This is a genomic window from Flavobacterium sp. CAN_S2, from assembly GCF_015752255.1.
Taxonomy (GTDB): Bacteria; Bacteroidota; Bacteroidia; order Flavobacteriales; family Flavobacteriaceae; genus Flavobacterium.
In genome coordinates, this window is record NZ_JADOVA010000007.1 from 13,125 (window position 1) to 25,905 (window position 12,781).

Genomic DNA, 12,781 nt, shown 5'->3' on the forward strand with positions numbered 1-12,781 from the left:
ATAATTTGACTTACGTGTTAAAAATTATTACAATATCCATTTCAAAATGACATTAGAACAAAAAATAGGACAATTTTTCTTTCCAGCCGTTTTTATCAATGATACTGAAGAAAATATTCAGGCTACCGAACGATTAATCAAAGAACACAATATCGGTGGATTGACTTTTTTTCACAGTCGAGCCAGTGCGGCAACCAATTATGAAACGAAGAAAAAAATAGTTCTGAATGAAGATAGTTTTCAGCGTTTAAAAGAACTGATTGTGCGTTATCAAAATTGTGCTACAACTCCTTTATTAATGAGTATCGATGCCGAATGGGGATTAGCCATGCGTGTCGAAAAAACACCACAATATCCTTATGCAGTAACACTTGGCGCTTTGCCTGAAAGTGAAAAACATTTGGTTTACGAAGTGGGGAAACAAATAGGTTTAGACTTAAAATCCGTTTGGATTCATTATAATTTAGCGCCATTGGCGGACATCAATAACAATCCGAATAATCCTGTGATTGGCTACCGTTCTTTTGGTCAAAACAAAGAAAAAGTAAGTGATTTTGCTCTGGAATATCTCAGAGGAATGAATGATGTAGGGATTTTAGGTTGTCTCAAACATTTTCCCGGACATGGAAATACGAATGTCGATTCGCATTTAGGATTACCGGTTTTAAAAGAAACATTGGAAGAATTATTAGCCAATGAATTAGTTCCATTTATAAAAGGAATCGAGAATAATGTCGATTCAATTATGATTGGACATTTGGCGGTTCCTGCTTTAAATGACGGAAAAGATACCTCGGCGACTTTATCAAAATCCGTAATTGAATCGCTTTTGCGAAAGCAATTAGGATACGATGGTTTAGTAATTTCGGATGCGCTGAACATGCACAGCGTTTCTAAATTATACGATCAAAAAGGGCAATTGGAATGGGAAGCTTTTAATGCTGGAAATGATGTGTTATGCTTTGCCGAAAATGTTCCTGAAGGAATCCAGGAAATCTTAAAAAATGCAACTCCGGAGCGAATTGAAGCTAGTTTTCAACGCATCTGGAAATGCAAACAAAAAGCAGGAATTTTGGATGGAAAACTAAGTTTACCAAACCTCTCCAAAAGTGATTTTGATTTTGAAACCACTTCAAAATTAAACCTAAAAATTGCTCAAAACTGCATCACAAAAATAAAAGACAATCATAATACTGTGACTGTTTTTGATGCAAAAAACAGAGAAGATTTCGCCAAAATTAGCCTTTACAAAAATATTGATAATGTATTTTTTAAAAGCTTGACACATGCTTTGCCTTCTCCAGAATTTAGTTACGAAACTGGAGGCGCATCTGTTCTGAATGAATTAGAGGAAAATTTAAATAGATTTGACACGTTAGTTATTTCTTTATTTGTTCCAAAGGCAAAACCTTTAAACAATTTTGATATTGAAGATTCTGTACTTCAATTTTTAGGCAACTTATTGACTACTAAAAAGTGTATTTTATATGTTTTTGGGAATCCCTATGCACTTCAAGTAATACCAAATCTGAAAAAAGCTTCAGGGATTATAATGGTCTACCAAGATTTTATTGAATTCCAAGAAGCCGCTGCAGAGCAACTCCTGGAAAACACAAACTGCAAAGGAACTCTTCCTGTGCAGGTTAACATGTTATAATTAGTAAATTAAATCTTTCAAAAAGTAGAGTATAGTAATTCCCTATTTTGAAATAAATTTTTATAATCATTTGGTATTTTATTTAACTTTTAGACTAACTACTTTTGCACCATCAAAAAAATAACTAAAAAAGTAAATAAAATGTCATTAGTAGGTAAAAAATTTCCAAGTATTGCAGTAGACGCTATCTCTGAAATGGGTGATAATTTAAAAATCAATATTTTCGATGAAGCTGTAAATAACAACAAAAAAGTTCTTTTGTTTTGGTACCCAAAAGATTTCACATTCGTTTGCCCAACTGAATTACACGCTTTTCAAACTGCTTTACCGGAATTCGAAAAAAGAAATACAATTGTTATTGGTGCTTCTTGTGATACTAACGAAGTACACTTTGCTTGGTTAAATACACCAAAAAATAACGGTGGAATTGAAGGTGTTACTTACCCAATTCTTGCTGATACTAACAGAAACTTATCTAATATATTAGGAATCCTTGATATCGATTCAACGGAATATTCTGAAGAAACTGATTCTGTAATTGTTGAAGGTTCTAATGTAACTTTTAGAGCGACTTACTTAATTGATGAAACTGGAAAAATTTTCCATGAAAGTGTAAATGATATGCCACTTGGTCGTAACGTAAACGAGTATTTACGTATGGTTGATGCTTACACGCACATTCAGGAAAAAGGAGAAGTTTGTCCTGCAAACTGGGAAGCTGGAAAAGAAGCGATGAGCGCTGACAGAATCAGTACTGCTGAATACTTGACTTTAAACTAATTAAAATAAAGATACAAAGGTTCAGAGGTCCTGAGCAACAAAGGTTTTTTGTTGTGTAAATTCACGAAGTTCTAAAAACTTGGTCCCCTTGAACCTTTGCCTCTTTCAACCTTAAAAAACAAACTTATGTTAATCGAATTAACTGAAGATACGTTACAGGATTTAATTGCAAAAGACGAAAAAGTAGTTGTTCAATTTTCGGCATCATGGTGCGGAAATTGCCGAATTATGAAGCCAAAATTCAAAAAATTAGCTTCAGAAAACGAAACAATCACTTTTGCTCTTGTTGATGCTGAGAATTTTCCAGAATCGAGAAAATTAGCAAATGTTAGCAATTTACCAACTTTTGCCACTTTTGTAAATGGAAAACTGGTAAACGAAACACAAACCAATAAACAAGAAGTTTTAATTGAATTAGTTAACGAAATAGTTTAATGATTTCTTAGTTTAAAGTTACCTGACTTTATCAATAAGTTTAATGTAACAGCAGTTCAAACCTTAAACTTTTAAAACCTTAAACTTTAAACTTAAAAAATAAAATGAAATTACCCGTAATTAAGCATTTAACGCAGTTTATAGAAGAAAATGATGAAGATTACATCATAGAAACAATCGAAGTTCTGGAAGCAATGACTGAAATTTCATCATTGAAAGATGAAGAATTAGATGTGATTGGGGAATTAATTTCTAATATGTATGGCGCTTTAGAAGTCAACAAATTAGTAAAAACCGGAACTGACAAAAAAGAAGCTTTAAACAGTTTTATGAAACGTGTTTTGGGTTCTATTGACAAATAAAAGAATTTTTAATTCTTTATTTCAAAAACGCACTCCGCAACGAGTGTGTTTTTTTTATTTAAAATTCAAAAGATATTGTAGCCATGCAGTTTAAAAATTGAACCAAAACGCTAAACTTATCGCGACATATGAGGACTTATTCTTAAATAATTTTCATACTTTTGAACCTCACAAAAAAACAAACATTATGGCTTTAATAACATTAGGAGGAAATCCGATTCACACTTCAGGAGAATTACCAAAAGTAGGTACGAAAATAGCTGATTTCAAATTAGTTAAAACTGACCTTTCTGTAGCTTCACTAAGTGATTTTGCTGGAAAAAAATTAGTTTTAAATATTTTTCCAAGTGTTGACACCGGAACATGTGCAGCGTCTGTTCGTAAATTTAACGAAAGTGCAAGTACTTTAGAAAATACAACAGTTTTATGCGTTTCAAGAGATTTACCTTTTGCACAAAAACGTTTTTGTGGAGCGGAAGGACTTGAGAATGTTGTTAATTTATCTGATTTTCCAGAAGGAAGTTTTGGTAAAGCAAATGGTTTAGAAATTACTGACGGACCATTGGCCGGATTGCATTCAAGAGTTATTATTGTTGTTGACGAAAACGGAATAATCACTCACACGGAACAAGTTGCTGAAATTGCAGATGAACCAAACTATGAAGCTGCATTAGCAGTACTATAATCCCAACTTGATGGAGTTTCAAAAAGACAATACTTTCTTTACCGGAAGATTAAAAAGCGTCTCTTATGCATTTAAGGGCGCTTTGAAATTAATCTCGACGGAACACAGTGTTATGGTTCAATTTTCCATTGGGATTTTGATGAGCATTGCTGGATTTTATTTTGGTATCTCTAAAACAGAATGGCTTTTTCAGACTTTAGCTATCGGTTTAGTCATGAGCATCGAAGGTCTAAATACTGCTGTTGAGAAAATAGCCGATTTTATTCATCCAAATTACCATGAAAGAATTGGATTCATCAAAGATATTGCTGCAGGAGCGGTATTTTTTGCTGCTTTGACAGCAATAGCAATTGGTCTAATCATATATGTACCTTTATTTCTTTAGGTATTTTTTCAAATTAAGAATGGCAAAAACAACAAAAACAGCCCCTTTAAATAAAAAAAACGATACTAAATCAGTAGATAAAACTCCATTACAGCTAACCAAACAGCATAAAATTGTTTTTGGTTCGCTGTTGGTTTTATTTTCTGTTGCGTTATTGTTTGCCTTTGTGTCCTTTTTCATTTATGGACAACAAGACCAAAGTGCTGTTCAGGAATTGACAAATCGTTCAGAAACCGTTCAGAACTGGCTTGGGAAATTTGGCGCTTTCTTAGCTGATTTACTAGTCTATAAAGGTTTTGGAATTGCCGCGTTTATATTTGTACGATTATTTTTCCTCTCAGGGATTTATTTAGTACTTGGAATTCCGGCGAGGAAATTAAAAAATATATGGTTTTGGGATTTATTCGTAATCATTATTTTATCTGTTTTGTTTGGGTTCTTTGCTACTTCAGCGCCAGAATTAGGCGGAACAATTGGATATGAATTAAATTTATTCCTGCAAGATTACATTGGAAAACCCGGAACTTTATTGATTTTATTGTTCGGATTGATAATCTACGTCATTTTTAAAATCAAACTTTCTCCTGAAAGTATTCAGTCCTTTTTTGACACTACCAAAAAAGAAATAAAAGCGGTTTCAATCACTAATCCGCTTAACAATGGCAAAAACGGTTATAACCTAGAAGAATTTGCAGTTGTAGAGGAAGAAATTGATGACATCCATTTAAAAACGAATGGTTCACAATTCGAAATTAATAAAGAAGCATTGAAGCCTACCATCAGCAATTCGTCAGATATTAACAGAGATCCAATTGCAAAACCGCTTGCAATGGAAGTTACGCCAATTGCAACTCCTGCTATAATTGCGAATGCTGACGAATCTTTTGTCATAGAAACTGCTCCGGAAGAAGATATTATCGAAGAAAATTTAGCTTCACGATTGGTGGCTGATTTTGGATTATTTGATCCAACTTTGGATTTATCCAATTATAAATTTCCTACAATTGACTTATTAAAAGAATATTCAACTGGCGGAATTACCATCAATCAAGAAGAATTAGAAGAAAATAAAAACCGAATTGTTGATACGCTTCGCAATTACAAAATAGAAATTGCACAAATAAAAGCGACCGTTGGACCATCGGTAACATTATACGAAATTGTCCCGGAAGCAGGAATTCGTATTTCAAAAATCAAGAGTTTAGAAGACGATATTGCGTTATCACTATCAGCATTAGGAATTCGTATTATTGCCCCTATTCCTGGAAAAGGAACGATAGGAATCGAGGTTCCGAATAAGAATCCAACAATGGTTTCTATGAAAAGTGTTATTGGCTCTGCCAAATTTCAAGAAGCTGAAATGGAGTTACCAATTGCACTTGGAAAAACAATTTCGAACGAAACATTTGTCGTGGATTTAGCCAAAATGCCTCACTTATTGATGGCGGGTGCTACCGGACAAGGAAAGTCTGTTGGTTTGAATGCTGTTTTGACTTCGCTTTTGTACAAAAAACATCCAGCGGAAGTTAAGTTTGTTTTGGTTGACCCAAAGAAAGTGGAGCTTACACTTTTTAATAAAATAGAAAGACATTATTTAGCGAAACTTCCAGATATGGATGACGCTATTATTACGGATAACGCAAAAGTGGTGAATACTTTGAATTCACTTTGTGTGGAAATGGACAACCGTTATTCGTTATTGAAAGACGCAATGGTTCGTAACATCAAAGAATACAATGATAAATTTAAGGCTCGAAAACTAAATCCTGAAAACGGACACCGATTTCTACCTTACATCGTTTTGGTGGTCGATGAGTTTGCCGATTTGATTATGACCGCTGGAAAAGAAGTTGAAATTCCTATTGCAAGATTGGCGCAACTGGCGCGAGCAATTGGAATCCACTTAATTATAGCGACACAAAGACCATCTGTGAATGTAATTACCGGTTTAATAAAAGCCAATTTCCCTGCGAGAATAGCTTTTAGAGTGACCTCAAAAATTGATTCCAGAACTATTTTGGATACACAAGGCGCTGATCAACTGATTGGTCGTGGTGATATGCTTTATACTAATGGAAATGATGTCGTGCGAGTACAATGTGCTTTTATTGATACTCCGGAAGTGGAAAAAATCACTGATTTTATTGGTTCACAAAAAGCGTATGCTACTGCTTATTTACTTCCTGAGTTCGTTGGGGAGGAAAGTGGCATTAATCTTGATATGGATATTTCCGACAGAGATACTTTGTTTAGAGAAGCCGCCGAGATAATTGTGAATGCACAACAAGGCTCAGCTTCCTTGTTACAAAGAAAACTTAAATTAGGCTACAACAGAGCAGGTCGATTAATCGATCAACTCGAAGCTGCCGGAATTGTAGGTCCTTTTGAAGGAAGTAAAGCACGAAGCGTAAACATTCTAGATATGAGTTCTCTTGATCAATTTTTCAACAATGAACAAAACAAATAATACGATGAAATCAAAAATTCAAGATTCTAAAAAAAACAATACAGAAAGCATTGTTAAAAAAGTACTTTTATTAACTGCAATGTTTTTGTTTACTTTTTCGATTCAGGCACAAGACAAAAAAGCAAAAGACCTTTTAGATCAAGTTACCGCCAAGGTAAAAAGTTATAACAATATTGCCATTGATTTTAAATATTCCTTGAATAATGCTAAAGAAAACATTAATCAGGACAGTAAAGGAAATGTAACGATGAAAGGCAATCAATATGTGTTGAATTTCATGGGAGTCACTAAAATTTTTGATGGAAAAAAAACGTACACAATCGTTCCGGAAGATGAAGAAATTACCATTTCTACAGTTAACGAAAAAGACGATAATGCCATTACACCTTCTAAAATGTTGACTTTTTTCAATACCGGTTATAAATACAATATGGATATTTTGCAAAATGTAAAAGGCAGAAAAATCCAATATATAAAATTAGTTCCTTTGAATGCTAAAGACCATAGAAAAGAAGTATTATTGGGAATTGATGTACAAACAAAACACATCTATAATTTGATAGAAGTGGGCAAAAAAGGAACAAAAACAACATTAACGGTTAATTCTTTCAAAACCAACCAACCTTTGTCAAAAAATCAATTTACATTTGCGGGAAGTAAATATCCAAATTACTACATCAACAAATTAGATTAATGCACTAGGTGAAAATTCTTGACAAATACTTATTAAAAACCTTTTTGACTACATTTACTACGGTATTTGTAATCCTATTTTTTATATTTATACTTCAAACTGTTTGGTTATTCATATCCGAATTGGCCGGGAAAGATTTAGATCTATTAATGATCATTAAATTCCTGGCCTTTTCTATGCCTAGAATTGTACCATTAGTTCTACCACTTTCAATACTATTATCTTCGATAATGACTTTTGGAAACTTAGCTGAAAATTATGAATTTGCAGCGATGAAATCCTCTGGAATTTCGCTTCAACGAGCCATGCGAAGTTTAACGGTATTTATAATCTTATTGAGTATTGTTGCTTTTTTCTTTTCGAACAATGTCATTCCGTATGCCGAATACAAGTTTATCAATTTCAGAAAAAACATTGCACAAGTTAAACCGGCATTGGCAATAGCCGAAGGACAGTTTAATGATGTTGGTTTCTATAATATTAAAGTCAACAAAAAAAGCGGTGCAGAAGGCAATACGCTTACTGGAATAACCATTCACAAAAAATCAAAGATTGGTGACGGAAGCAAAACTGTTATCAAAGCAAAAGACGGAGAATTAATCAGTAGTGAAGAATCCAGTATTCTACAATTAGTACTTAACAATGGGTATTATTACGAAGATATTGTACCAAAAAAATACGAAGACCGCAGTAAAATGCCTTTTGCAAAAAGTTCCTTTAAAAAGCAAATCATTAATATTGATTTGTCAGAACTAAATAAAGTTGACGTGAATGACGAATCCGTTGCCAATACCAATACGATGCTTACAGTTAATGAACTGAATTACACTTTAGATTCTTTAAAGAAAAACATGAAAACGGATATCATTTCGTTTACAGAAAACAGTAATGCCCGAATTGGATTTCCCGCAAAAAAGAAAATGGTTGCAGCTAAAGCAGAGAAAAGAAAACCACTTCCAAATGATATTTTGTCTTTGTATACGAACCAAGAAAAATCAGATATTTTAAAAATCGCGAGCAGTAATGTAACCAGTACTTCCTATGCTATTGATACTTCCAGAACTGAATTGTTTAATAAACAAAAAAACATAAACAGGCATTTATTAGCTTTTTACGATAAATTTGTAATTGTATTCGCCTGCTTTCTTATGTTTTTTATAGGAGCGCCATTGGGAGCAATTATCAGAAAAGGCGGATTAGGACTTCCGATAGTTTTTGCCGTATTGATATTTATTACTTTTCACTTTATAAATACTTTTGGAAAAAGGATTGCTCAGGAAAACGGAATGACTCCATTTATGGGAGCTTGGTTATCGTCATTTATCTTAACCCCACTAGCTGTTTTACTGACTTACAGAGCTACAAACGATATTGGATTAATAAATATGGATGTTATTTTAGCACCCTTCCAAAAAGTAATAAAAAAAATATTCCCAACACAAAACTAAACCCTAAATGGACTTAAATAAAATACAACTTAACACAATTGAAGAAGCAATAGAAGACATCCGTCAAGGAAAAATTATTATAGTTGTTGATGATGAAGATCGCGAAAATGAAGGCGATTTTTTGGCTGCAGCCGAAAAAGTGACACCAGAAATGATAAACTTCATGGCTACACATGGTCGTGGATTAATTTGTGCTCCACTAACAGAAAGCCGTTGTAAAGAATTAGGATTACATGTAATGGTGACCAATAATACGGATCCTATGGAAACTGCTTTTACAGTTTCAGTAGATTTAAGAGGAAATGGTGTAACCACAGGAATATCTGCTGCGGATAGAGCAAAAACAGTTTTAGCGCTCGTTAATCCGGAAACAAAACCACATGATTTAGCAAGACCTGGGCATATTTTTCCCTTGATTGCTAAACAAGGAGGTGTTTTAAGAAGAACTGGTCATACTGAAGCAGCAATTGATTTCGCTCGTTTAGCTGGGTTTAAATCAGCAGGAGTAATTGTGGAAATCATGAATGAAGACGGAACAATGGCACGTCTTCCTCAATTAGTAGAAGTGGCGAAAAAATTCGATTTAAAACTAGTTTCCATTGAGGCTTTAGTCGCTTACAGAATGCAGCATGACAGTTTGATTGTTAAAAAAGAAGATTTTGATATTGAAACGCGTTACGGCACTTTCAGATTGAGAGCGTACCAACAAACTACAAACAAACAAATACATATTGCCTTAACCAAAGGCACGTGGAATATTGGCGAATCTGTTTTAACCAGAATTAATTCGACATTAGTCAATAATGATATTTTGGGGACATTGACAAACGATATCAACAAAAAATTAGATGATATGTTTGAAATAATTAATCAACAAGGAAAAGGCGCCGTTTTATTTATCAATCAGGAAGCACAGTCAGTTGAATTACTGAATCGAATTGTAGAATTGAAAGGATTGCAAGCCAAAGGAGAATTTAAAGCGCCACAAATCAAGATGGATAATAAAGATTTTGGTATTGGAGCTCAAATTTTACATGATATAGACATTTCAAAAATTCGTTTATTATCCAATACTGAGCAAACAAAACGAGTTGGAATGATAGGATACGGCCTAGAAATCACCGAATATGTTAAGTATTAATTTTTTTTTCTAATTTTTTTTAAAATATTTTTTGTCTAAAGTATACAAAATGAAACTTTTAAAAATTAGTATAAAAAATAGATGTTTTTTTTCTAAAAATAGATTTGCATAACCAAAAAAGGTTCTTATATTTGCACTCGCAATCAGGTAATGAAAGCGACATACTGGAGAAATGGCAGAGCGGTCGAATGCGGCAGTCTTGAAAACTGTTGACTGTAACAGGTCCGGGGGTTCGAATCCCTCTTTCTCCGCGGAATTAAAACCCTAACAACTGTTAATTAGTAAGTTAGGGTTTTTTGTTTGTAATATATCCCCACAACGATTATATTTTTTTCATTATTTTTATATAAAAATATAATTTTTGAAAAATCCGGTATCGCTTAAACAAATTGTAATTGATTTTATCTACATCAAAGAACAGCTTACTGAGCTATTTAAGCACAAAGAGAGTATCAGGCAATAGTTTACTTTTCTCAATGCTAAAGATTAATTAAATGATGATATAGACCTCCCCTTTCCTAAAGTTAATGAACGAAAAAATCCATTGCGGCGAAGTTTTTAATCTCGTAACAATGGATTTTTATTAGCGCTGTACCTCAAGTAATATTCAAAAGTTGAAAATAGAACATGTTCATTATCTAAACTAAAACATTCCAACTTAAAAATCATGTCGAATACAAGGCTAAAAGATTTAAGTACCTCGTTTTTTATTTATTATTTATTAGTACAATCAACAGGTTTAAGTTTAAATTTTACACTTTCAAAATCAATTGGTGAGCCTTTTACAAAATAAGAAGCACCCATAGTAGTTTGTATTTTCCCATTACCTAAAATTAGTTCATCACTACGTTTCAAAAAAGCCATTGGATTTTTAAAAGTAATTTTCTCATTAGTACCCTCAATAAAGGTGTAGCTGGCAAATAATGTATCTCCACGGAATTCGCCAGCAATTTTCCCAATTTTTTTAGGCATTTTAAAAAATTTCATCACCATATCACCGGTTATTTCTCCGTTTTTTAACGTATTCATTTTTAAGTCAATGGTATCTTGCTCATAAAATGCTTGGTAACATTGAACATTCAGTGGTTTTTCAGCCTCAACTTTACTGCCTTCAACGACTTTTTCATCTTGATTTTTTTTACAACTTTGAAATCCTAAACAAGCAAACATCAAACAAAAAAGAACTGGAGTTTTCATAATAATAGATATTTAGTTAATAATTGAAATAACAACTATCGCTAATTTACGTATAAAAAGCATGATTTAGAACAGATTTTTGATATTTAATTTATAAAGCACAGCGATATATCATAAATATTGATTTTCTATTTGCCACATTTTATAACAAAAATATAATCTTATCAGTCTTTAATATAATCAATTCTGTAAAAAATCTATTATAAAACTTGCCTTATAAAACTCATAATGGTATTATCCAAAACGATATGATAATTGTCATACTCGCATCTAAAGTTATGTCAGTCATTTGCGGTATAATTACACTAACGCAATAATAAATATGTTTAATAAAATTTTAAGCTGCCCCATATCTGCACAAAGGAATACAATTATCTTGCTGACTTTTTTGAGCCTTTTTATAATTCTTCCAATGAAAGCGCAACAAAAAGACCGCACTTCCTCAACGGATACGATCAAAAACTATTCGGCTTACAAGAGAAAATTGAGCTTTGCTGGCGTACTTCAAACTCGATATGTCTTTTCATTAAATAAGGATTCTGATGTGAATGGAAAAAATTTCGATCCCGAGGCAACAAAAGGCATTACCAATACTTTTATGCTGAAACGAGCAAGGGTAATGCTAAAAGCCGATATCAATGATCATTTTTCGGCAAATGTTCTAGCAAATTTTGCTGAATTTAGTGATAATCCTTCTCACAAGGTACTTGAAAATGCCTATATAAAATATACCGTTAGCAAATACTTCAGCCTTCAGGCAGGACAATTTCGCCCTTTTTTCGGTATTGAAGATGCTGTTCCTGTAGATATTATACGCACACTTGATTTTTCGAACCAGTATTATGCATATGGGAAAAATGGATGGCAGAGTTTCCAAGTGGGACTTTCGATTTTTGGGAAAATAGTTCCTGACGGGAGCTTACGTTATTACGCGGGAGCTTATAATGGAAATAACAAAAACCAAAAAACAGATGACAATAATTCTAAAAACACCTATTTGAGACTGGAGACTGATTTTCATAAGAGTCTGACTTTAGGAGCCAATGTTTCCAGAGGTAGCTTTGGCGAAAGCGGTATTGGCAACGCATATGGTGCCGACTTAACGGGTAAATTTGATTTTTCAGATAAATGGCAACTTTTAATCATGGCGGAAGGCAAAATAGGAACGAACTTTTTAGCTTACAGTGATAGCAAAGCCGATGAAAACCAAATAGTAAAGCCTGCTCTTGACCAATTTAAAATGCATGGTTTTTATCTGCTGCCCACTTTACGATATAATTGCCAGAACCGCCGGCTAAGAGCAATTGAGTTCTCTTCCCGATATGAATATTTTGATGAAAATTACAAATTAGACAGTAATATCAGACAGACTATTATTCCAAACCTATCGCTAATTTTTGCAGATGATTTTTATGCCGCACTTCAAATGGGTGTTTCGCTAGACATTTATGACAAAGATATTCCCTTAACAACAACAAATACACACAGTCTTTCCTACGTACAATTACAGGTAAGATTCTAAAACAAATA

12 protein-coding genes and 1 tRNA gene are annotated in these 12,781 nt (G+C 33.2%); 12 read left to right on the plus strand and 1 reads right to left on the minus strand.

The window, feature by feature from the left end; genetic code table 11:
- Positions 1–46 precede the first annotated feature (46 nt).
- From IWX80_RS16455 to IWX80_RS16505, 11 genes are all read left to right on the plus strand, one after another.
- Positions 47–1,657 (plus strand): glycoside hydrolase family 3 protein, encoded by a 1,611-nt coding sequence (locus tag IWX80_RS16455; RefSeq protein ID WP_196854407.1) that lies wholly within the window; start codon positions 47–49, stop codon positions 1,655–1,657.
- 141 nt (positions 1,658–1,798) lie between these two features.
- Positions 1,799–2,437 (plus strand): peroxiredoxin, encoded by a 639-nt coding sequence (locus IWX80_RS16460; protein ID WP_196854408.1) that lies wholly within the window; start codon positions 1,799–1,801, stop codon positions 2,435–2,437.
- Positions 2,438–2,563: 126 nt separating this feature from the next.
- Positions 2,564–2,872: a thioredoxin family protein gene (locus IWX80_RS16465; RefSeq protein ID WP_091172170.1), complete on the plus strand. Its 309-nt coding sequence runs from the start codon at positions 2,564–2,566 to the stop codon at positions 2,870–2,872.
- 104 nt (positions 2,873–2,976) lie between these two features.
- On the plus strand, positions 2,977–3,234 hold the full coding sequence (locus IWX80_RS16470) for a DUF6952 family protein (protein WP_113637306.1): 258 nt from the start codon (positions 2,977–2,979) through the stop codon (positions 3,232–3,234).
- Between the two features lie 187 nt (positions 3,235–3,421).
- Positions 3,422–3,919, plus strand: coding sequence for a thiol peroxidase (tpx, locus tag IWX80_RS16475; protein WP_196854409.1), 498 nt, complete (start codon positions 3,422–3,424; stop codon positions 3,917–3,919).
- A gap of 10 nt (positions 3,920–3,929) precedes the next feature.
- A complete protein-coding gene (locus IWX80_RS16480; RefSeq protein ID WP_196854410.1) occupies positions 3,930–4,304 on the plus strand; it encodes a diacylglycerol kinase family protein in 375 nt (124 codons plus the stop codon).
- A gap of 19 nt (positions 4,305–4,323) precedes the next feature.
- A complete protein-coding gene (locus IWX80_RS16485; protein WP_196854411.1) occupies positions 4,324–6,771 on the plus strand; it encodes a DNA translocase FtsK in 2,448 nt (815 codons plus the stop codon).
- Positions 6,755–7,465, plus strand: coding sequence for a LolA family protein (locus IWX80_RS16490; protein WP_442899853.1), 711 nt, complete (start codon positions 6,755–6,757; stop codon positions 7,463–7,465). Before IWX80_RS16485 ends, IWX80_RS16490 begins: the two co-directional genes overlap by 17 nt.
- A gap of 8 nt (positions 7,466–7,473) precedes the next feature.
- On the plus strand, positions 7,474–8,913 hold the full coding sequence (locus IWX80_RS16495; protein WP_196854412.1) for an LptF/LptG family permease: 1,440 nt from the start codon (positions 7,474–7,476) through the stop codon (positions 8,911–8,913).
- 7 nt (positions 8,914–8,920) lie between these two features.
- Positions 8,921–10,054, plus strand: a complete 1,134-nt coding sequence (ribB, locus tag IWX80_RS16500; RefSeq protein ID WP_196854413.1) for a 3,4-dihydroxy-2-butanone-4-phosphate synthase — start codon at positions 8,921–8,923, stop codon at positions 10,052–10,054.
- A 166-nt stretch (positions 10,055–10,220) separates the two neighbouring features.
- Positions 10,221–10,305: transfer RNA gene (locus IWX80_RS16505), tRNA-Ser, on the plus strand.
- A gap of 463 nt (positions 10,306–10,768) precedes the next feature.
- Here IWX80_RS16505 and IWX80_RS16510 read toward each other — a convergent pair.
- Positions 10,769–11,251 carry a hypothetical protein gene (locus tag IWX80_RS16510; RefSeq protein WP_196854414.1) on the minus strand — a complete coding sequence of 161 codons (483 nt, stop codon included), beginning with the start codon at positions 11,249–11,251 and terminating at the stop codon, positions 10,769–10,771.
- A 412-nt stretch (positions 11,252–11,663) separates the two neighbouring features.
- Here IWX80_RS16510 and IWX80_RS16515 point away from each other — a divergent pair, with 412 nt between their 5' ends.
- Complete coding sequence (locus tag IWX80_RS16515) at positions 11,664–12,773, plus strand: porin (protein WP_196854415.1); 1,110 nt, start codon at positions 11,664–11,666, stop codon at positions 12,771–12,773.
- Positions 12,774–12,781: the final 8 nt, after the last annotated feature.